Source organism: Massilia cellulosiltytica, assembly GCF_047325105.1.
Lineage (GTDB): Bacteria > Pseudomonadota > Gammaproteobacteria > Burkholderiales > Burkholderiaceae_D > Telluria > Telluria orientalis.
In genome coordinates this window covers 478876-499455 of sequence record NZ_CP168562.1, presented here as the reverse complement: position 1 = coordinate 499455, position 20580 = coordinate 478876, and the positions used below count along the sequence as shown (strand labels likewise).

Here is a 20580-nt window from a genome sequence, read left to right as displayed (position 1 = left end):
AGAATGGTAACAAAAGCTAAGCGATAATTTGTTGCAAGAGTTCAACAGTGCGCACTGTCGCGCCGCGATGGCGGGCCGCGAAGGCCTGTGCGTGGGCGCCCATGGCGGCGCGGCGGCCGTCGTCATCCAGCAGGCCGGCGGCTGCGCGCAACAGCGCCGGCGCATCGGGCACGCGCAGCGCGGCGCCCGCGGCGACGGCTTCCTCGGTCGCCTGCAGGAAGTTGAAGGTGTGTTCGCCCACCAGCACCGGACGTCCCAGCGCGCACGCTTCGATCAGGTTCTGGCCGCCCAGCGGGAGCAGGCTGCCGCCGATGAAGGCGCAGTCGCATGCGGCGTAATAGGCGAACATCTCGCCCATCGAATCGCCCAGCAGCACGTCGGTGTCCACGTGTTCCGGCAGTTTTGATCGATGTGCGAGGCTCAAGCCGCGTTCCTCGACCATGCGCGCCACCTCATCGAAGCGCTGCGGATGACGGGGCACCAGCACGAGCAGCATGTTCGCCGGACGTCGGTCCAGGGCCTTGTAGGCGTCGAGGATCAGCGCCTCTTCGCCCTCGCGCGTGGACGCGCACAGCAGCACGGGGCGGTCCGCGAAGCGCGCGCGCAGCATGGCGCCCGTGTCCAGCGCGGCCTGCGGCGGCACGACGTCGAACTTGATGCTGCCCGTGACGGCGACCTTCGCGGCGCCCAGCGAGGCGATGCGCCCGGCGTCCGCATCCGTCTGCGCGGCCACCAGCGTGATCGCGCGCGCGGCATCCGTCATCAGCGCGCCGATCTTGCGGCCGCGGCGCAGCGATTTTTCGGACAGGCGTGCGTTCACGAGCGCCACCGGCACGCCGTGTCGCGCGCAGCCATGGATCAGGTTCGGCCACACTTCCGTCTCCATCAGGATGCAGACTGCGGGTTCGAAATGGCGCAGGAAACGGCCGACCATGAAGCCGGTGTCGTACGGCAGGAACGACTGGATCACACGGTCGCCGTGCTTGCCGAACAGCGCCTTGCCCGTGGCGCGGCCCGTCGGGGTCATGTGGGTGAGCAGGATGCGCGCATCGGGGCGCGCGGCCAGCAGGGCTTCGATCAGCGGTTCCGCCGCGCGCGTCTCGCCGACGGAGACGGCGTGCACCATGATGGTCGGACGCTTGTCGAGCCGGCGTCCGTAGAACCCCAGGCGCTCGCCCAGATGCGTGCGGTAGCCGGGCTCACGGCGCCCACGCCACCACAGGCGGCCCAGCACGAGCGGCAGCGCCAGCCACCACATCAGCGAATACAGCACGCGCATCAGCGGCTCTCCAGCAGGCGCCGTGCGGCCGCCACGACCTCGTCGACCGAGGGCGGCGCGCCCGTGTCGCCGAGATTCACGATGCGCGGCGACCAGTTGCCTTCGGTCTTCCAGCGCGGCGAATCGGCATAGATCTCGACCGTCGGCCGCACGAAGGCGGCGGCGATGTGCGTGAGGCCCGTGTCGACGCCCACCGCGAGCGTCGCGTGGCGCGCCAGTTCCACCGCATCCATCATCGACAGTTTCGGCAGCACGCGCGCGTTCGGCAGCCCGGCCGCCAGGCGCTCGGCCTCCTCCTTCTCGCGCGGCGAACCCCACGGCAGCAGGATCGTCATGGGCGCGAGCGCCTGGCCGAGCGCGATCCAGTGCGCCGTCGGCCATTTTTTCGCGTCGCGTGCGGTCCCGTGGAAGAACACGGCGTAATCATCCGGCGGCATCCACGCGGGACGTGCGCTGTTTTCGGGTGCCGGCAGGCCGAAATCGGGCGGCGTGTCGACGGCATAGCCGAGTGCCGCGGCCACGACGTGGCGTCCGCGCGCCACCGCATGCGTACGCGGCTCGACGGGGATGCTGCGGCTGTGGAAGATGCGCGAGACGCCTTCGTAGCCCGAATCCTCGGTGCCGTTGGCCAGGCCGATCTTCTGGCCGCCGCGGGCGCAGGCCATCACGATGCCCGTCTTGATCAGGCCCTGCGTGTCGAACACGTAGTCGTACTGCTCGGCGCGCAGGTCGCGGAAAAAGCCGCGCAGCTCCGCGCGCACGGCCGCCTGGCCGAGCCCCTTGCGCCAGCGCCGCAGCGCGAACGGGATCACCTTGCGCACGTGCGGGTTGAGCTTCACGAGGCTGACGTAGCCCTCTTCCACCACCCAGTCGACCTGGGCATCCGGAAAGTGGCGCCGGATGTCGGCCACGATCGGGAGATTGTGCAGGACGTCGCCCAGCGACGACACCCGCACCAGCAGGATCTTCATCAGAACGGCAGCTTGGCGTCAGGCTTGGCGGCCAGGATCACGCGCGCAAATTCCTTCTGGATGCGGTCCAGCGCTGCCGGATTCTCGCCCTCGAAACGCAGCACGACGACGGGCGTCGTGTTCGAGCCGCGCGCCAGGCCGAAGCCGTCCGGGTATTCCACGCGCAGGCCGTCGATGTCGACAATGCGATCCGCGCCCGGGAATTCCGCGTCGGCACGCAGCTTGTCGATCAGCGCGAAGTTCTCGCCTTCCTGCAGGTGCAGGTGCAGCTCGGGCGTGCTGGACGCGATCGGCAGGGCATTCAGCAGTGCCGACGGGTCGGTTTCGCGCGTGAGGATCTCGAGCAGGCGCGCGCCCGTGTACAGGCCGTCGTCGAAGCCGTACCAGCGGTCCTTCCAGAAGATATGGCCGCTCATCTCGCCGCCCAGCGGTGCGCCCGTTTCCTTCAGCTTGGCCTTGACGAGCGAGTGGCCCGTCTTCCACATCAGCGGACGGCCGCCGTGCTGCTCGATCCACGGACCCAGGTGGCGCGTGCACTTCACGTCGTACAGGATTTCGGCGCCCGGATTGCGCGACAGGACGTCCTTCGAGAACAGCATCATCTGGCGGTCCGGGAAGATGATCTGGCCATCCTTCGTGACGACGCCCAGGCGGTCGCCGTCGCCGTCGAACGCGAGGCCGATTTCGGCGTCCGTCGTCTTCAGGCACTCGATCAGGTCCTGCAGGTTTTCCGGGTGCGCCGGATCCGGGTGGTGGTTCGGGAAGTGGCCGTCCACGTCGCAGAACAGTTCGATCACGTCGCAGCCCATCGCGCGGAACAGATCGCCCGCGACCATGCCGGCCACGCCGTTGCCGCAGTCGACCGCGATCTTGATCGGACGCGCGATCCTGACGTCGCCGACGATGCGTTCGACGTAGGCGGCCTTGATGTCGTGCGTCGAGTAACCACCTGGCTGGGCGGCCGGCTGGAAGTCGTCGCGTTCGATGGCCTGGTACAGGCCCTGGATCGCATCGCCATAGATCGCCTCACCGGCCAGCACCATCTTGAAGCCGTTGTAGTCCGGCGGGTTGTGGCTGCCGGTGACCATGATGCCCGAACGCGCGCCCAGCACGTTGGTGGCGAAATAGACCATCGGCGTGGCGACCATACCCAGGTCGACGACATCCACGCCCGCGGCCTGCAGGCCTTCGGCGAGCGCCCTGGCGAGCTCCGGGCCGGACAGGCGGCCATCGCGGCCGATGATCACGGTGCGTTCTCCCTTGGCCAGCGCGGCGGCGCCGAACGCCTGGCCGATGCGGCGTGCGATCCCCGCATCGAGCGTGCTGCCGATGACGCCGCGGATGTCATAAGCCTTGAAGATCGTTTTCGAGAGAGAAACCATGGATTATCTACCTTGCTGGACGAGGCACCGGAATGCACGCGCACGGGCATTACCAACGCCGGTTGGGTCGGGATTGGGAAAAAGGGATATTGTAACGGCAAGCAGGGCCGCCGGGGCCGGATTACCGGTGTATTGGATGCGCAAACAAGCGCGATGAGGCGCACAGAACGTGCGCACTCGGAACGATATGAAACGGAATCAGACGCGCAGTTTGTCCATCGATTTACCGCCTTCGACCCATTCCTTGACCCATTTCGGCTGGCGGCCGCGACCGGTCCACTGTTGCGAAGCATTGTCCGGATTGCGATAACGGACGGCGACGGAACCGGCATTCGCACCCGCCGATTTGCCGCCACGGCCGCTGGCGCTGATCAGGTCTTTCAAAGGTACGCCGACGCTCTGTGCGATGGCCATGATCTGTTCACGCGCCTTTTGCACTTCCTGCACCTCGCGTTTCTTCATTTCCTGCTTGATCTGCTCTTGCAGGTTGCGCAAATCGCCCAAGGACAAATTAGACAGATCCATCTTGATTCCTTATATGTAGAGTCTAGGTGTAAGGGATTTTATCGAATAATCACCAATGCTCGCAATATACTACAACTGAAATTTCTTTAGTGTTTTTTGTGCCAAATCAGCCAGCGCGGCGACTTGAATCTCACGATACGCGCGTACAACCATACGTAGCTGATAATGAACAACAGACAGAAGAATATCAAAATTCCCGTATTCCGCCAGAACACGGTTGCGGGGATAACGGCGGTGAGGGAAAACAGCCACAAGTATGGCGAAGTACGCGCATTCCTTTTCATCAGTGCACGGGCTTCTTTGCGACCGACGGTCCATTGCACGATACGCCGGAAAATCAGGCTGTGCAGGTGGATTCCATCTGGCATGGTAGGGGATTTCCCACGTACAAACATTCGGCGGTAAACGGAAAATATGGTTTCGAATGCCGGATAAATCAGCAGCAAGACGGCATACCACGTCGATACCTGGGGATTGCGCATCACGAGCAGCAAGGCCAGTTCGCCCAGCATGAATCCGATGAAATAAGCGCCGCCGTCGCCGAGGAAGATGAGGCCGACGGGATAATTCCAGATGAGGAAACCGGCCGTTGCGCCCGCGACCGTCAGCGCGGACACCAGCACGAACATGTCGCCCACCTGCCAGCCCACGTAAGCGAGCGACAACAGCATGAAGATCGTGACGACGCTGGCCAGGCCATTGAACCCGTCGATGATATTCACCGCGTTCGCAATGCCCGCAACGGCCAGTACGGTCAGCGGCAATATCAGCCACAGCGAATCGAGGTGCCAGCTCACGAAAGGCATATCGAGCCGCGCGATTTTCGCGTCCAGCACGAGATAGCCGAGGAACGCGGCGACCATCGTCAATATCAGGCGGCGCGAGGGACGCACCTTCCCCGTATAGTCTTCGACGATACCGCCGGCGAATGCGATCCCCCCACATCCCAGCAGCGAGACCAGCCAATAACCGAGGCCGGGCACCCGCCATACGGAAATACCGGCGGTCAGGGCCACCGCGAGGAAGATCGGCAATCCGCCAATCCGCGCCACCGCATGCAGATGGACCTTCTGTACGCCGTCGAAATTATTGTCGAGTGCGGGTCCGTGCAATTTCGAATGCTTGACGACGAGGAGCGTCAGTAGCGCGGACACGACAAAACTTACGATGAAGGAAAACATTTTATTATTTTTTAAATGCAACCGTGCGGGATTGTACCGGATTAGTCGTCGGCAAACCGGACCTCGGCAGTGTACGCGCGCAGACTGTCGTCCGATTGAGGAATTACGAAATACCGGAACTTTGACTGAGGGGCAAGACAATTTACAATCGGCAATTCCCTCGGCTGGGGCCGCCGTACGAAACCCGGAAGAATCGATTAGTATCGATCCTGCAAAATCGAATGTGAGCGAAATGAAAACCTATGTAATCGGCGACCTGCAAGGGTGCGCCCATGAAGCCGGCCTGCTGCTGGAACGAATCGACGCGACGGCGGGACCAGGTACGCGCATCCTGTTCGTCGGCGACCTGATCAACCGCGGCCCCGATTCGCTGGGCGCGCTGCGCCGCATGAAGGCGCTGGCGGAAGCGAGCGATGGCCGCGTCGACGCCCTGCTCGGCAACCATGACCTGCACCTGCTGGCCGTGGCCGTCGGCGCCCAGAAAATGAGCCGGTCCGATACGCTGGACGAGATCCTCGCCGCGCCCGATCGCGATGCACTGATCGACTGGCTGCGCCGCCGCCCGCTCGCGATGTTCGTCGATGCCCACCTGCTGGTACATGCCGGCGTGGCGCCGCAGTGGACGGCCGCGCAGACGATGGCGCTGGCGGCCGAAGTGGAGGCTGTGCTGCGCGGCGACCACTGGATCGACTTCCTCGGCCAGATGTACGGCAACGAGCCGGACCGCTGGGACGACGGCCTCACGGGCATCGCCCGCCTGCGCTGCATCGTCAACGCGCTCACGCGCATGCGCCTGTGCTGGCCGGACGGCCGCATGGATTTCCATCACAAGGAAAGCGACAAGGGGCCGGAAGGCACGGACCTGCAACCCTGGTTCGACCTGCCCAACCGCCGCACGCTCGATGTCACCGTCGTGTTCGGACACTGGTCGGCGCTCGGGCTCGTGCTGCGGCCGAATCTCGTGGGGCTGGACAGCGGTTGCGTGTGGGGCGGCAAGCTGACGGCTGTGTGCCTGGATGACCGGTCGCTGTTGCAGGTGGATTGTCCCGAGTATCGGGAGCACAGCGGGAAGAAGTGAACCGTCGTTCCCGCGCAGGCGGGAACCCATACCGAGTTACCGAATTACGTTACGTTGCGGAGCAGTGGCGTTACCGACGTTGGAAGCTCAGTATGGATCCCCGCCTGCGCGGGGATGACGGGGTTGGGTTTGCCCCAGCGCCCCCGCGATCGCATCATGCGCCGCCTGCGCCAGCTCGCGCCGGTGCGCGCCCGCCGCCGGGATCGGCGCCAGGCAGGCCAGCCGCGCGACCACCGGTTCACCGCCGAGGATGCGCACGATGCTGTCGACGAACGTCGTCTCGCCCGTGTAATCGACGGCCGGATGCCAGCCGCCGTCCGCGTCGACATAGGCCAGCGCGACCGGCTGCACGGGCACCGCGGCGTCGATGGCGGCTTCGAACAGATTGGCGTGGAACGGCAGCACCGTGCCCTGGCTGGCCGTCGTCCCCTCGGGGAAGAACGCCACGCGGCGGTGCTGGCCGAGGGCCTCCACGAGGCCCTTGAAGATGTGGCGCAGGTCGCGCCGGCTGCCACGCGCGATGAACACCGTGCCCGCCTGCGCGACGAGCCAGCCGACCACGGGCCAGGCGCGGATCTCGGCCTTGGCCACGAAGCGGCACGGATGCACGGCATTGATGACGAAAATGTCGAGCCACGAGATGTGGTTCGCGACGATGAGCGCGTGCGCCAGCGAGTCCTCGCCCGGCACGCGCTCGAGGCGCACGCGGCAGATGCCCAGCAGGCGTACCGACCAGCGCTGGATCAGGCGCTCGCGCAGGGCGTCGCCCGCCCACGGGAACACGAGGGCGCAGGTGACCAGGCCCTGGACCAGGTGGAGGACGAGGCGCGCGAGGCGCCACGCGAGCTTGATCTTCAATCAGCGTTCGAACGCGACGTGGCCGGCGACGATCGTCGCCTTCACCTGGCCCGCCAGTTCGTAGCCGAGGAACGGCGTGTGCTTGCCCTGGCTCGCGAGGGCGGCCGCGTTGACGGTCCAGCGCGTGTCCGGGTCGAACAGCACGACGTCCGCGCTTGCGCCCTGTGCCAGCGTGCCGGCGGACAGGCCCGCCGTGCGCGCCGGATCGCTCGTGATCCTGGCCAGCGCGGTCGACAATGCCTTCCCATCGTTGCCTTGCTCGGCCGCCCATTTCAGCATCAAGGACAGCAGCAGTTCCAGGCCGGTGGCGCCGGGCGAGGCCTCGGCGAACGGCAGCAGCTTCTCGTCGTCGTCGACCGGGGTGTGGTCCGAGCAGACGGCGTCCACGGTGCCGTCCTGGACGGCCGCGCGGATCGCGTCGCGGTCGCGCTGGCTGCGCAGCGGCGGCGTGAGGCGCGCGTTCGAATCGAAGAAGCCGATGTCGGCATCCGTCATGTGCAGGTGGTGCACGCCGACGTCGCACGTGACCGGCAAGCCTTCCTTCTTGGCGGCGCGGATCAGGTCCAGCGCGGCGGCCGACGAGATGCGGCACAGGTGCACGCGCGCACCGGAGGCGCGCATCAGTTCGAAGATCGTGTGCAGCGCGATGGTCTCGGACATCACGGGCACGCCAGAGAGGCCCAGGCGCGACGCCAGCGGGCCGCTGTGGGCGATGCCGCCGCGGCCGATGTACGGGTCCTGCGGGCGCAGCCACACGGTGTAGCCGAACGTCTTCGCGTACTGCATGGCGCGCAGCAGCACCGTGGTGTCCTCGATCGGTTCCTCGGCCTGCGCGAAGCCGATGCAGCCGGCTTCCGTCAGCTCGGCCATCTCGGTCAGCGCCTTGCCCTTCAGGCCGACGGTCAGCGCGCCCAGCGGATGCACGTTGGCCTGGTTCAGCAGGCGCGCGCGGTGCTTGAGCATTTCAACGAGGCCCGGCTCGTCCAGCACGGGGTCGGTGTCGGGCGGGCACACGAGCGTCGTCACACCGCCCTGCACCGCGGCCTGCATTTCCGATTCCAGCGTCGCCTTGTATTCGTAGCCCGGCTCGCGCAGGCGGGCGGAAAGGTCGACGAGGCCCGGCGCGACGACGAGGCCCGCGGCGTCGATCGTGCGCGCGGCCGTGAAGCCGGCGGGTGCGTTGCCGATGCCGGCGATCTTGCCGTCGGCGATGTAGAGGTCCTGGACGGCGTCGATGCCGGCCGCCGGGTCGATCAGGCGCCCGTTCTTGATGTGCAAGTTATTCATACGTGCGAATTTAAGTGTGACTACCGGCTAAGATACTCATGACGGCCATGCGGACCGCGATACCGAAGGTGACCTGGGGCAGGATCACGGCCTGGGCGCCGTCCGCCACGGCCGAATCGATCTCCACGCCGCGGTTCATCGGGCCCGGGTGCATCACGATGGCGTCCGGCTTCGCGAGCGCCAGGCGCTCCGGCGTCAGGCCGTAGCTCTTGAAATATTCGCCGGCCGACGGCAGCAGCGCGCCCGACATGCGCTCGTTCTGCAGGCGCAGCATGATGATCACGTCGACGTCCTTCAGGCCCTCGTCGATGTTCGTGAACACGCGCACGCCCATCTGTTCCAGGCCGCCCGGCAGCAGCGTGTGCGGGCCGATGGCGCGCACTTCCGGCACGCCCAGCGTCGTCAGCGCGTGGATGTCCGAACGGGCCACGCGGCTGTGCAGGATGTCGCCGACGATGGCCACGCGCAGGTTCGTGAAATCCTTCTTGTAGTGGCGGATCGTGTACATGTCGAGCAGGCCCTGCGTCGGGTGCGCGTGGCGGCCGTCGCCCGCGTTCACCACGTGCACGTGGTTCTGCTGCGTGTCGTTCAGGTGCTTGGCGATCAGGTACGGCGCGCCCGACTGCGCGTGGCGCACGACGAACATGTCGGCGTGCATGGCCGACAGGTTGTCGATCGTGTCCAGCAGCGATTCGCCCTTGCTCGTCGACGAGGCGGCGATGTTCAGGTTGATGACGTCGGCCGACAGGCGCTTCGACGCGATCTCGAACGTCGTGCGCGTGCGCGTCGAGTTTTCGAAGAACAGGTTGAAGACGCTTTTCCCGCGCATCAGCGGCACCTTCTTGACCTCGCGGTCGGAGATGCTCACGAAGCTCGAGGCGGTGTCGAGGATGTGGTTGATGATGGCCTTGGGCAGTCCCTCGATGGTAAGGAGGTGCTGCAGTTCGCCGTTCTTGTTCAGTTGCGGGTTATGCATTGTCGTCTTCGATCGTGAGCGAGAGTCGACCGTTCGGGTCACGCGCGAGCGCGAGCGAGCGGCCAGGGGCAAGCTGTGCGTGCGCGCCGACGAAATCGGCGGCGACCGGCAGTTCGCGGCCGCCGCGGTCCGCCAGCGCGGCCAGCATGATACGCTGCGGACGGCCGTAGTCGAACAGCACGTTGATCGCCGCGCGCACCGTGCGGCCGGTGTACAGCACGTCGTCGACGAGCACGATGGTCGCGCCGTCGACGTTGAATTCGATCCGGGTCGGCTTCACGTCCGGATGCAGGCCCTTGCGGGCAAAGTCGTCGCGGTAGAACGAGACGTCGATGAAGCCCAGGCGGGATTGCAGGCCCAGGTCGGCCGCGAGACGTTCCGCGAGCCAGGCGCCGCCCGAGTGGATGCCGACGATGGCGGCATCCGCCACGCCCGTGAGACCCGCGCGCACCTGCGCGAGCAGGTCGCGGTACAGGGCCTCGGCATCCAGGCCATCCGCGTCGTTAATATGAGTTGGCATGATCGTCAAAGTATTGTTGCAAAATGATGGCGGCGGCCTTGGCGTCGATGATCTCGCCGCGCTTGGCGGGAATGACGGCCGACGAGTAGCGCTCGTCGACGAGTTCGACGGGCAGGTTGAAGCGGCCGTTCAGTTGATTCGCGAAGCGGCGCGCGCGCAGGGTCATGTCGTGCTCCGCGCCGTCCGGATGGCGCGGCTCGCCCACGACGAGGCGCGCGGGGCGCCATTGTTCGATCAGGTCGGCGATGACCTTGAAGCGGGTCGCATTGTCGACCGCCTTGATGACGGACAGCGGTTGCGCCTGTCCCGTCAGCGTATTTCCCATGGCGATGCCGATGCGCTTGATGCCGAAGTCGAAGCCTAGAACGATGTCGACCATTACCTGCATCGACTCCAGGCTGTGCCGCAACAATCAAGCATGACCGGCCTCGGAAGCCAGCATCAGCGGGTCGATGCCCAGCAGCTTGATGGCCGCGTTGTAGCGCTCCTCGATCGGCAGGTCGAACAGCACGCGCGCGTCGGCGCTCACCGTGAGCCAGCCGTTGCGGGCGATCTCTTCTTCCAGCTGGCCCGGACTCCACCCTGCATAACCGATCGAGACGAGCATGCGGTGCGGGCCGGTGCCGTTGGCGACGGCTTCCAGCACGTCGATCGACGTCGTGAACGCGACGTCGTCGGTGACGCTCAGCGACGAGGAATAGCGGCCGCCGGGCGAATGCAGCACGAAGCCGCGGTCGTCCTGGACCGGGCCGCCGAACATGATCGGCTCGTCCTCGACGCTGGCGCGCAGCCCTTCCGCCACTTTCAGGTCGATGCGGTCGAACAGCACGTCCATGGTCATGTCGGTGGGCTTGTTGATGACGACGCCGAGCACGCCCTTCTCGTTGTGCTCGCAGATATACACGACAGTGCCGCCGAAGATCGGGTCATTCATGGACGGCATGGCAATCAGGAAATGATTAGCCAGGTTCAGCTGGGACGTGGATGCACTCAACGTGCCGAGGAGAGGCGTGTCTTCCTGGGGCATCCCGGGCATGGTTAGAGGCTTGCCGACCTTACTTTTTTTCATGCTCATACTCTCTGTTGGCTCACTCTCTGGGGTTACCGCGGCATTGCTATGCTGAAAAGCTGGACTTTTCGCTAGTTTACACCGAATTGCCCGACCGGCCACGGAAGCCGGTCGGCGGGGCAAACCTGAGAGATGGTAGACAGTAAAATTCTGGACTGCATTGACTCAACACACAGAAGATGACTCTGAGAAACTCGCTGGTCTGGTTCCGGCGCGATTTGCGCGTGGACGACCATGCCGCGCTGCATCACGCCCTGCTCTCCTCACGCCGGGTGGTTGGCGTGTTCGTGTTCGATACGGACATCCTGGCCGGTCTGCCGTCCGACGACCGGCGCGTTCAATTTCTGCTCGACAGCGTGCGCGAGCTGGATGCGCGCCTGCATGCAATGGGAGGTTACCTCATCGTGCGGCACGGGCGCGCCGCGCAGGTGATCCCGGCGCTGGCGGCCGAACTGGATGCGGAATCCGTGTTCACCAACCGGGATTACGAACCGCAGGCCATCGCCCGCGACCGCGCCGTGCAGGACGCCCTGCGCGCGGCCGGCCGCAGCCTGCAGACGTTCAAGGACCAGGTCATCTTCGAACAGGACGAAGTATTGACGCTGGCCGGCGGCCCCTATTCGGTCTTTACGCCGTACAAGAACGCGTGGCTGAAACGCCTCGCGCGCGAACCGGAGGCGCTGCGGCCGTACGAGACGGCCCCGCACGCGGGCGCGCTCGCGCCGGCGCCCGCGGATCACGCCCTGCCCGCGCTGGCCGATCTCGGTTTCGTCCCGAACGCGGCACCCATCGCGCATCCCGGCATGACGGGCGCGGAGACGCTGCTGGCGCAATTCGGGCAGCGTCTCGCGCGCTACGACCACGACCGGGACTTCCCGGCGCTGGACGCCACGTCGCGCCTGTCGATCCACCTGCGTTTCGGTACGCTGTCCGTGCGCCGCCTCGTCGCCATGCTGCAGGAACGCATCGCCGACGGCAGCGGCGGTGCCGGTGCGCCCGTGTGGCTGTCGGAACTGATCTGGCGCGAGTTCTACATGATGATCCTGGCGCGCCATCCGCGCGTCGTCACGCAATCGTTCAAGCCCGCCTTCGACGCCGTCGCGTGGGACGACGGTGCGAAGGCGGACGCGCTGTTCGACGCGTGGTGCGCGGGCCGCACGGGCTATCCGCTCGTCGACGCCGCGATGCTGCAACTGGAACGCACGGGTTTCATGCACAACCGCCTGCGCATGGTGACGGCCAGCTTCCTGACCAAGGACCTCGGCATCGATTGGCGCCGCGGCGAACGGTGGTTCGCGCTGAAGCTGAACGATTACGAACTGGCGTCGAACAACGGCGGCTGGCAATGGGCGGCGTCGACGGGGTGCGATGCGCAGCCGTGGTTCCGCATCTTCAATCCCGTCACGCAGTCGAAGCGGTTCGATCCGGACGGGGCGTTCATCCGGCAGTACCTGCCGCAGCTGGCCGGCTTGAGCGGGGCGGCCATTCATGCGCCGTGGCTGGCGAAGCCGGAGGTTTTACAGAAGGCCGGCGTCGTGCTCGGGAAGGATTATCCGGTGCCGGTGGTGGACCACGAAGCAGCGAGAGAGAAAACACTCGCGCGCTTCAAGGCGATACGCGACCTGTAAACGTCATCCCCGCCTCCGCAGGGGCGACGTTCATGTATTACGAGTTTCGAGCAATCCCGTGATCGCCGCCAGCAACGCATCTTCCTGGTACGGCTTGCCGAAATACGCATCGACCCCGAGCCCCAGTGCCACGTTGCGGTGCTTGTCCGCCGTGCGCGACGTGATCATGATGATCGGCAGCGCCGCCGTGGCAGCGTCTCCGCGCACGTGGCGCGTGAGGTCGAAGCCGTCCATGCGCGGCATCTCGATATCGACCAGCATCAGGTCCGGACGCGTCTCCTGCATCTGCTCGAGCGCATCGACGCCGTCCTTGGCCAGCAGCACGCGATAGCCTTCGCGCTCCAGCAGGCGCTGGGTGACCTTGCGCACGGTGAGCGAATCGTCCACGACCATGATGGTCGCGATGCGCGCGGCCGGCGCCGGTGCCGGCATCTCCACGGCACGGCCGGGGCGCGCGCCCTGTCCCGCCAGCTGCACCGGGTCGAGGATCAGCACGATCTCGCCCGAACCGAGCACCGTGGCGCCGGCGATGCCCGGCATGCGCGCCAGCTGCGGCCCGATGTTCTTGATGACGACCTCGCGGTTGCCCTGCACCTCGTCCACCCGTACGGCGACGCGCGTGTTGCCGCTCCTGAGGACCAGCACCGGCGACGAGCGCTGGCCACCGGCGCCGCCAGGTTCGTGCAGCAGCGCGGGCAAGTAATGCAGCGGGACGCTCTCGCCTTGGACGTTGATCGCCCCTGCGGCGAAGGCCGCATCGAGGTCCGCCTCGCGCACCTGCAGCACCTGCTCGACCAGCACGGCCGGCAGCGCATGCGTGCGCGGGCCGCTGGCGACCAGCACGACCTGCGTGACGGCCAGCGTGAGCGGCAGGTGGATGACGAAGGCGGCGCCGCGGCCCGGCACCGTCTCGACGTCGACGCGGCCGCCCAGCGCGCGCGCTTCCGAGCGCACGACGTCCATGCCGACGCCGCGGCCGGCCAGTTCCGTCAGCGTGTCCGCCGTCGAGAAGCCCGGCTCGAACACCAGCTCGGCCGCGTCCTGCTCGGACACGTCCTCGCCGTCGGCCAGCAGTCCGAACGATGCCGCCTTGGCGCGGATGCGGCCCAGGTCGAGGCCTGCGCCGTCGTCGGCGAAGCGGATCTCGACTTCGTTGCCCTGCTGGCTCACCTGCACGAGCAGTTCGCCCGTCTCCGGCTTGCCGGCGGCCAGGCGCTGCTCGCGCGGCTCGATGCCGTGCACGATGGCGTTGCGCAGCAGGTGTTCGAACGGCGCTGCCATGCGTTCCAGCACGCTGCGGTCGATCTCGACGCCGCCGCCGCGGATGTCCAGGTTGACGCGCTTGTCCATTTCCTTGGCGGTCTGGCGGGCGACGCGGAACAGGCGCTCGGACAGGCTCGCGAACGGCACCATCCGCACCCGCATCAGGTCGCGCTGCAGCTCGCGCGTCAGGCGCGACTGCGCGGCCAGGTCGTCGGCCGCCGTTTCCACCGTGCGCGCGAGGCCGTCGTGGAACGAACCGACGTCGTTCACGCTCTCGGCCATCATGCGCGTGAGTTCCTGCAGGCGCGTGAAGCGATCGAATTCGAGCGGGTCGAATTCGCGCTCGCCCGCGATCGACAGGCGCGACGCGATCTGCGATTCCGCCTGCATCTCCACTTCGCGCAGCTGGCGCCGCAGGTTGGCGAGGTTGTCGGAGAATTCGGCCAGCATGCCCTTCAGCGTGCCGACCTGGGTCTCCAGCTTCGAGCGCGTGATCGACACTTCGCCGGCCTGGTTGACGAGGCGGTCGAGGATGTCGGCGCGCACGCGCACGAGCGGCGCGCGCGCGGCCGGCTCGTCCGCGGGCGCTGCCGGCAGCGCCGCGGGCTCCGGTGCCGCAGCGGGTTGGAGCACCGGCGCCGCCGGCTGCTGCAACTGCTCGAACAGCAGTTGCGCCTGGTCGTAGTTGGCCAGCAGTTCGTCGAACGCGGCCGGGTTCGTCGTCCCGGCGTGCAGCATGTTCTCGATCTGCGTTTCCAGCGCGTGCGTGTGCTGGCCGAGGCGCATCGCGCCGGCCATGCGCGCGCTGCCCTTCACCGTGTGCAGGGCGCGCAGCAGGCCTTGCGCGACGGCCACGTCGGCCGGGTTCTGCTGCCACTGGCGCAAGCCGTTGCCGATCTGCGGCAGCAGGTCCGCCGCTTCTTCCATGAAGACGGGCAGCAGGTCCGCGTCGAGGTCGTCGACGAATACCGGCTCCGCGGCCAGCACCGCGTCCGCTTCCGGCTCGGCGACGGGTTCCGGCTGCGCCTCGGATTCGGATTCGGGTTCGGGCTCGGGCTCGGGATCGGGCACCGGGATGTCGAACAGCGCATCGATGTCGATGACCTCGTCCGCTTCGACCGGCGCGGGCACGGGTTCGGCCTGCTCCAGCGTCGGCGCGGCGAACGGATCGTCGAAGTACGCATCGAACAGATCGTCGACGGCGCTCACGGCCGGATCGTCCTGGCGCGGTGCCGGCGCGCGCGGCGCCAGTTCCGTGCTGGCGGGCAGCGACGGCGTGCCGGTGGCGAGCGGCGGATCGGCCAGGATGCTCGCATACGTGGCGGCGAACAGCGCGTCCAGGCGCTGCGCCAGTTCCGGCTCGGCGTCGGCGATGACGGCGTCGGCGCGCTGGCGGCCCAGCGCATCGCGCAGCGCTTCCAGGCGCGCCAGCAGTTCCGGCTGGGCGGGCGCCAGTTCGCCCAGCGCGAACACCTGCAGCATGATGCGCACGCGCTCGACCGTCTCGTCCAGCAGGTCGAACTGGGCGCCGTCCAGCGGCGGGACGGCGACCTGCAGCGCTTCTTCCAGCGCCACGGCCAGTTCGCGCAGCGCGTTGAAGCCGACGGTGGCCGACGTGCCGCCCAGCGTGTGCGCCGCCTTCAGGGCCTGCGCGGACGCGGCGCGCAGCGGTTCCGCGCGCCAGCCGGCGAAGTCGTCGGCCAGCGTGCGCACCAGTTCCTCGGTCTCGCCGAGGTAGATGTTGTACAGCGGGAGCGGAATCTCCAGGTCGCCCACGTGCCGCACGTTCGCTTCCGACACGGGGAATGCGAGCACGTTGTCCGGCAGCTCGTCCGTGGACAGGGCCGGGAGCGGCGCGGGCGCCTCGTCGGGCGCGACCTCGAAGCCGGCGGCGGGTTCGACCGGTTCCGGTGACGGCTCGGATGCGGCGGGCACGGCATCGAGCGCGCCGACCGTTTCCGGTGCCAGCTCGGCCGGTGCATCGACCGCCGGTACCTCCGGCGTCGACACGAGCGGCGCCGGCGCTTCCGCCAGCGCGAACGGCCCACCGTCCTGCACGCGCCGGGCTGCCTGCACGAGCGCCGCGCCATCGCGCTGCGATCCGCCGGCCGCGAGTTCATCGACCCACGCGCCCAGCTCCGCATGCGCCTGCGCGAGCAGTGCCAGCAGGTCGGGCGTGGCGGCGCGCGCCTCGGCCAGCCACAGGTTCATGACCTTTTCGATGGCCGCCGCCGCCGCGGCGAACTGTTCGAGGTTCACCATGCGGCTGCTGCCCTTGAGCGTGTGGAAGCCGCGGCGCAGGCGCGTGAGCGTGTCCTGGTCGGCCGGATTCGCTTCGGCGGCCGGCAATGCGGTGCCGACGACGTCCAGCACTTCGCGGGCCTCGCCGATGAAGATCTCCAGCAGTTCGGCGTCGACGGCGTCCGGCACCTCCACCGGCACGGCTTGCGGTTCCATCGGCGCCGGTGCTTCGAGCGGCAGCTCGTGGAACAGGCCCGCCGCCGCATCGAAGCGGTAGCGCCGGCGCGCGCCGTCGACGTTCTGCGCCAGCGCGTCGGTGAAGAAGCCGAGCGCGCCGATGTTGCGGGCCAGGTTGTCCAGCACGGCGCCGCGCGCCGCGGCATCCGGCGGCGTCTCGACCAGCGTGCGCACTTGGGCGCGCACGTGGTCGACGGCCTGCGTGGCCTGCTCCTGGTCGAGGATGGCCAGCGCGCCCTGCAGTTGGTGCAGCAGCGGATCGACCTGTTCCAGGGCCGCGATGCGTGCCGCGTCTTCGTAGTAGTCGTCGATGAGTTTCTCGACCTGGCGCAGGCCCGTGCGGATCTCGCCCGCCAGCACCGCGACGGTCTGGCCCTGCTGCAGCTCGCGCGCCATCTCGCCGTGCCACACCGGCGCGTCCGGCGGGGTCGCGCCGTGCGCCAGCGCGAGCAGGCGCTGGCCGACGGCTTCCGCATGCTGGCCGAAGTCTTCGGGCAACTGGCGCACCTGGTCGAGACCATGCTCGACGAACAGCATGGCCTCGGCCATCTCGAGGCTGAACTGGTCGCTGCGGCCGCCCGCCATCGATTCGCTGGCGGCCTGCCCCAGTTCGCGCAGCAGGTGCGCGAGCTGCGGTGCGCCCAGCTTCTCGCTGGCGCCCGCCAGCTTCGCCAGCGCGTCGTTGAAGCCGCCATCGAGCACGTCGCCGCCTTCCGTGGCGACGCGGTCCCACCCTTGCTTGGTCTCGATCAGCGCTTCCTTGGCATCCTTCAGCACCTCCGGATCGACCTTGCCGTAGCGGCGTTCCAGGTAATCGGCCGGCACCTGGCCGCCGACGTGGTACGCGTCGCGCAGCTGGCGCGCATCAAGGGTAGGTTCGGGCGCGGCCGAGATGAAGAACAGCGCGTCGCGCAGCAGCGCTTCCGGCAGCTCCGTATGGCCTTGCGCCTGGCGGCGCAGCTGCAGGTTGACCTGGCCGAACAGCTGCTTCACGTACAGGTCGGGCGCCACCTGGCCGGTCGCGACGAGGTCGGCGACGGCCTGCAGCGCCAGCCAGAACGCGTGGGCCTCCGCCTGCGGCTGGCCGTGGACGACGCTCGCCAATGCATCGCGCATGGCGGCCGCCTGGCCGCGCTGGGCGTCGACGTCCTGGCTGCGCAGGAACAGCAGCAGCGCCTTCTCGAATGCGGCGCGGGTCACGGCGTAGTCCGGCGTCGGGCCGGCGCCGCCGCCCGGCAGCAAGGCCGGCGCAAGGTCCAGCACGAGCATCTGGCCCGGGTGGACGCGTTCCACGCCCAGCAGTTCCTGCAGCGCGCGGTAATACGGGAACAGGCGCACGGGTTGCGGCGCCGCGCCTTCCAGCAGCTCTTCCAGGTATTCGACGAGCGCCCGGTACGCCTCGCCCACGGCACCGGCCCGCTCGGGGTCGAGCGCCAGGGTACCGTCCTTGAAGCGGTCGATGACCTGTTCGGCCGCCTCGCTCAGGCGTTCGACGCCGGCGACGTCGACCATCTGCAGGGCCCCGTGGGCCTGGTGCAGGTGCGACTTGGCATGCAGCAGCAGCGTGGGCTGCGCTTCCGGCGTGCGGCCGGCCGCATCCTGCAGCGCCTTGGCGGAACGCCCGAGGGCGTCGCGGATTTCACCGATGACCCAGGACAGGGGGCCGGTGTCGAAAGGCGGTGCGGAAGACGCGTGCGAAAACTGGGTCATGTGGGCAAAAGTGAGATGCTCAGGCGGCGACGCGGAAGCGCGACACCGAATTCTTCAGTTCCTGCGCGAGCTCCGCCAGCTGCCGGATCGACTGCGCGGTCTGCTGCGTGCCGCCCTGTGCCTGTTCGGTGATCGCGAGGATGTGCTGCATATTATGCGCCACGCCGTTCGCGGACGTCGCCTGCAAGCCCGCGGCGACCGCCATCCCCTGGATCAGCTCTGCCAGGCGGTTCGACACGCGCGAGATGTCGGCCAGTGCCGCGCCGGCCGCGTCGGTCGTGCGTGCGCCCTCGACGACGCCCTGCGTCGACTTTTCCATCGCCGCCACGGCGTCGTGCGTATCGGTCTGGATGGTGCGCACCAGCGCGCCGATCTGCTTGGCCGCTTCGGCCGACCGTTCCGCCAGCCGCTGCACCTCTTCCGCCACGACCGAGAAGCCGCGCCCCGCCTCGCCGGCCGACGCGGCCTGGATGGCGGCGTTCAGCGCCAGCACGTTGGTCTGTTCCGTGATGTCGGAAATGAGCTCGGTGATCTCGCCGATCTCCTGCGACGATTCGCCCAGGCGCTTGATGCGCTTGGAGGTCTCCTGGATCTGCTCGCGGATCTCGCCCATGCCGCGGATGGCGTTCTGCACCGCCGTCGCGCCCTGCTCCGCCGCGGCCACCGACTGGCGCGCCACCTCGGCCGACTCCTTCGCGGAGCTGGACACGTCCGTGATCTCGCCGGCCATGCGCAGCATCGTGGCCGACGTATCCTGGATCTCGCGCGCCTGCTGGCCCGCCGCGACGAGCAGCCGGCTCGACACCTGCTGCGCATCGTTCGACGCCTGCGTCACCTTTTCCGCCGTATCGATCACGCGCACGACGAGGCCGCGCAGTTCTTCCACGGTGTAGTTGACGGAGTCGGCGATGGCGCCCGTGATGTCTTCCGAGACGGTGGCATAGACCGTCAGGTCGCCGTCCGCCACTTCCTGCAATTCGTTCATCAGGCGCAGGATCGCGGCCTGGTTCTGGTCGTTGGTGGCCTTGGCTTCCTCTTCCTTGGCCTGGGCCAGCAGGCGCATCGCCTCCGCTTCCTGGCGGCGGGCGTCGGCGCCGCGGGTGCGGTTGCGCGAATCCTGCAGCATCACGCGCGAGATGCTGCCCGCCGTGACGAGGGTGAAAATCGATGCCGCCACGAGCACCCACAGCCACATGCCCGTGCTGCCCTCGCCGGCGCGGTACGACGCCTGCAAGCCGGTCAGCTGGCGGCGCAGCGTCTCGTTGTCGCGGAAGATCGTCTGCTCGGCGGCCTTGGCGGCCGTCATGTCGGACAGTTTGTCGAGGAAGGTGGAGATCAGCTTCTGGCAGATGTCGAATTTCGACTGCACTTCTTCCAGCTTGGCGCGCAGCGCCGGGTCGCGCAGCGCGGCCAGGCCCAGCGCGGCGCTGCCGTTCAGCAGGCCGTCGACGGTGGCGCGGAACGTGGTCGTGTCGCGGCCCATCTGGAACGCGGTCTCGGGACGGATGCCGCCCGACGTGAGGAATTCGCTGGCACTGCGCGACAGGCGCTGCGTCAGCATCATCATGCGGCCCAGCGCCGCCAGTTCGCGCGCGCCGCCGCCGCGCGCCGTGCGTTCGGTGAGGATGTCTTCCGTCAGCGCCAGCATGTCCGGCGCCAGCACGTCGAGCTGCTTCAGGTTCTTGTCGAAGGCGACCAGCTCGGGCTTCATCTTGAGGATGCTGGCGGCGGCCGCGTCGGACACGTTCCACTTCTTGCGCACGGCGGCCAGCTGCGCGGCCAGGTCGCCCGACGACGCGGGAATCGCGTTGCCGTTGAAGTCGCCGCCGCGGGCCAGCAGGTCGAGGTCGTGCGACAGGGCGATGCGGCTGTCCTGCAGCTGCGTGAACGCGTCCGGCACGCCTTGCATCGCATTCGGCGCGGCCTTGCCCACGCGCTGCGAGTGCATCAGCGCTTCGCTGGCGATCTGGGTCTGGCCGCTGGCGATCGCGCCGCTGCCGGCATTGCGCCACAGCGACAGCAGCGTGAGCAGGATGCCGATGCCGAAGGCGACGAGCAGGATGCGCAGCTGGCGCGGCAGGGACAGATGGCCGATGAGCGGCAGGCGCAGGTCGTCGTCGCCGCCCGTTCCACTGGCAGCTTCCTCCGCGTGACGGCGCTTGCGCCGGGCGAGCTGGCCGAGGCGCAGCGCGGCGTCATCGGCGGAACCCGTCGGCGCCTTGCCGCTGACCGGGCCGGCGGGCACCGTGCCGGGGCCGAACTGCGTGTCGGGCGACGCCAGCACCGTGCCGGACGCCTGCGCGTCGCCGCCCCCGTCCTTGGGGAAGAAATTCATCGACAGTTTGGATACGAATCCCATGCCAGCTCCAGTACAG

The 20580-nt window shown here is 67.8% G+C and carries 15 protein-coding genes; 2 read left to right on the top strand and 13 right to left on the bottom strand.

Going from position 1 to position 20580, the window contains the following annotated elements; genetic code table 11:
* Positions 1 to 16: 16 nt before the first annotated feature.
* From waaA to ACEN9H_RS02260, 5 genes are all read right to left on the bottom strand, one after another.
* Positions 17 to 1279 carry a lipid IV(A) 3-deoxy-D-manno-octulosonic acid transferase gene (waaA, locus tag ACEN9H_RS02280; RefSeq protein WP_413673633.1) on the bottom strand — a complete coding sequence of 421 codons (1263 nt, stop codon included), beginning with the start codon at positions 1277 to 1279 and terminating at the stop codon, positions 17 to 19.
* Positions 1279 to 2250: a lipopolysaccharide heptosyltransferase I gene (gene waaC, locus ACEN9H_RS02275; RefSeq protein WP_413673632.1), complete on the bottom strand. Its 972-nt coding sequence runs from the start codon at positions 2248 to 2250 to the stop codon at positions 1279 to 1281. Before waaC ends, waaA begins: the two co-directional genes overlap by 1 nt.
* Positions 2250 to 3632, bottom strand: a complete 1383-nt coding sequence (locus tag ACEN9H_RS02270) for a phosphomannomutase/phosphoglucomutase (RefSeq protein WP_413673631.1) — start codon at positions 3630 to 3632, stop codon at positions 2250 to 2252. The genes waaC and ACEN9H_RS02270 overlap by 1 nt, the downstream gene beginning before the upstream one ends.
* Before the next feature lie 198 nt (positions 3633 to 3830).
* Positions 3831 to 4157: an H-NS family nucleoid-associated regulatory protein gene (locus tag ACEN9H_RS02265; RefSeq protein ID WP_056130024.1), complete on the bottom strand. Its 327-nt coding sequence runs from the start codon at positions 4155 to 4157 to the stop codon at positions 3831 to 3833.
* A gap of 86 nt (positions 4158 to 4243) precedes the next feature.
* Positions 4244 to 5338, bottom strand: a complete 1095-nt coding sequence (locus ACEN9H_RS02260) for a glycosyltransferase family 4 protein (RefSeq protein WP_056130019.1) — start codon at positions 5336 to 5338, stop codon at positions 4244 to 4246.
* Positions 5339 to 5570: 232 nt separating this feature from the next.
* Between ACEN9H_RS02260 and ACEN9H_RS02255 the strand changes: the two genes are divergently transcribed.
* The gene (locus tag ACEN9H_RS02255) at positions 5571 to 6416 is read left to right on the top strand and encodes a symmetrical bis(5'-nucleosyl)-tetraphosphatase (protein ID WP_413673630.1); all 846 of its coding nucleotides are present in this window, start codon (positions 5571 to 5573) and stop codon (positions 6414 to 6416) included.
* A gap of 87 nt (positions 6417 to 6503) precedes the next feature.
* On the opposite strand, the gene ACEN9H_RS02250 is transcribed toward ACEN9H_RS02255, so the two are convergent.
* From ACEN9H_RS02250 to ACEN9H_RS02225, 6 genes are read right to left on the bottom strand one after another with little or no spacing between them, the layout of a single operon-like run.
* On the bottom strand, positions 6504 to 7274 hold the full coding sequence (locus tag ACEN9H_RS02250; RefSeq protein ID WP_413673629.1) for a lysophospholipid acyltransferase family protein: 771 nt from the start codon (positions 7272 to 7274) through the stop codon (positions 6504 to 6506).
* Positions 7275 to 8561 (bottom strand): dihydroorotase, encoded by a 1287-nt coding sequence (locus ACEN9H_RS02245; protein ID WP_413673628.1) that lies wholly within the window; start codon positions 8559 to 8561, stop codon positions 7275 to 7277.
* A gap of 10 nt (positions 8562 to 8571) precedes the next feature.
* Positions 8572 to 9537, bottom strand: coding sequence for an aspartate carbamoyltransferase catalytic subunit (locus ACEN9H_RS02240; RefSeq protein ID WP_413673627.1), 966 nt, complete (start codon positions 9535 to 9537; stop codon positions 8572 to 8574).
* Positions 9530 to 10057 carry a bifunctional pyr operon transcriptional regulator/uracil phosphoribosyltransferase PyrR gene (pyrR, locus tag ACEN9H_RS02235; RefSeq protein WP_056130006.1) on the bottom strand — a complete coding sequence of 176 codons (528 nt, stop codon included), beginning with the start codon at positions 10055 to 10057 and terminating at the stop codon, positions 9530 to 9532. Before pyrR ends, ACEN9H_RS02240 begins: the two co-directional genes overlap by 8 nt.
* A complete protein-coding gene (gene ruvX / locus ACEN9H_RS02230) occupies positions 10041 to 10436 on the bottom strand; it encodes a Holliday junction resolvase RuvX (RefSeq protein WP_371767065.1) in 396 nt (131 codons plus the stop codon). Before ruvX ends, pyrR begins: the two co-directional genes overlap by 17 nt.
* A gap of 33 nt (positions 10437 to 10469) precedes the next feature.
* On the bottom strand, positions 10470 to 11084 hold the full coding sequence (locus tag ACEN9H_RS02225; protein WP_229412081.1) for a YqgE/AlgH family protein: 615 nt from the start codon (positions 11082 to 11084) through the stop codon (positions 10470 to 10472).
* Between the two features lie 221 nt (positions 11085 to 11305).
* Between ACEN9H_RS02225 and ACEN9H_RS02220 the strand changes: the two genes are divergently transcribed.
* Entirely contained in the window at positions 11306 to 12754 is a 1449-nt protein-coding gene (locus tag ACEN9H_RS02220) for a cryptochrome/photolyase family protein (protein WP_413673626.1), read from the top strand.
* 30 nt (positions 12755 to 12784) lie between these two features.
* Here the strand turns inward: ACEN9H_RS02220 and ACEN9H_RS02215 are convergent, their stop codons facing one another.
* Together ACEN9H_RS02215 and ACEN9H_RS02210 are read right to left on the bottom strand one after the other, a co-directional pair.
* Complete coding sequence (locus ACEN9H_RS02215; protein ID WP_413673625.1) at positions 12785 to 18205, bottom strand: Hpt domain-containing protein; 5421 nt, start codon at positions 18203 to 18205, stop codon at positions 12785 to 12787.
* A 19-nt stretch (positions 18206 to 18224) separates the two neighbouring features.
* Entirely contained in the window at positions 18225 to 20564 is a 2340-nt protein-coding gene (locus ACEN9H_RS02210; RefSeq protein WP_413673624.1) for a methyl-accepting chemotaxis protein, read from the bottom strand.
* Positions 20565 to 20580: the final 16 nt, after the last annotated feature.

What these genes read in the sequence shown, in the direction of transcription:
- ACEN9H_RS02270 (WP_413673631.1), bottom strand. Translation starts at nt 3,632, where the DNA reads ATGGTTTCTCTCTCGAAAACGATCTTCAAGGCTTATGACATCCGCGGC.
- pyrR (WP_056130006.1), bottom strand. Translation starts at nt 10,057, where the DNA reads ATGCCAACTCATATTAACGACGCGGATGGCCTGGATGCCGAGGCCCTG.
- ACEN9H_RS02260 (WP_056130019.1), bottom strand. Translation starts at nt 5,338, where the DNA reads ATGTTTTCCTTCATCGTAAGTTTTGTCGTGTCCGCGCTACTGACGCTC.
- waaA (WP_413673633.1), bottom strand. Translation starts at nt 1,279, where the DNA reads ATGCGCGTGCTGTATTCGCTGATGTGGTGGCTGGCGCTGCCGCTCGTG.
- ruvX (WP_371767065.1), bottom strand. Translation starts at nt 10,436, where the DNA reads ATGGTCGACATCGTTCTAGGCTTCGACTTCGGCATCAAGCGCATCGGC.
- ACEN9H_RS02245 (WP_413673628.1), bottom strand. Translation starts at nt 8,561, where the DNA reads ATGAATAACTTGCACATCAAGAACGGGCGCCTGATCGACCCGGCGGCC.
- ACEN9H_RS02220 (WP_413673626.1), top strand. Translation starts at nt 11,306, where the DNA reads ATGACTCTGAGAAACTCGCTGGTCTGGTTCCGGCGCGATTTGCGCGTG.
- ACEN9H_RS02240 (WP_413673627.1), bottom strand. Translation starts at nt 9,537, where the DNA reads ATGCATAACCCGCAACTGAACAAGAACGGCGAACTGCAGCACCTCCTT.
- ACEN9H_RS02225 (WP_229412081.1), bottom strand. Translation starts at nt 11,084, where the DNA reads ATGCCCCAGGAAGACACGCCTCTCCTCGGCACGTTGAGTGCATCCACG.
- ACEN9H_RS02255 (WP_413673630.1), top strand. Translation starts at nt 5,571, where the DNA reads ATGAAAACCTATGTAATCGGCGACCTGCAAGGGTGCGCCCATGAAGCC.
- waaC (WP_413673632.1), bottom strand. Translation starts at nt 2,250, where the DNA reads ATGAAGATCCTGCTGGTGCGGGTGTCGTCGCTGGGCGACGTCCTGCAC.
- ACEN9H_RS02265 (WP_056130024.1), bottom strand. Translation starts at nt 4,157, where the DNA reads ATGGATCTGTCTAATTTGTCCTTGGGCGATTTGCGCAACCTGCAAGAG.
- ACEN9H_RS02215 (WP_413673625.1), bottom strand. Translation starts at nt 18,205, where the DNA reads ATGACCCAGTTTTCGCACGCGTCTTCCGCACCGCCTTTCGACACCGGC.
- ACEN9H_RS02210 (WP_413673624.1), bottom strand. Translation starts at nt 20,564, where the DNA reads ATGGGATTCGTATCCAAACTGTCGATGAATTTCTTCCCCAAGGACGGG.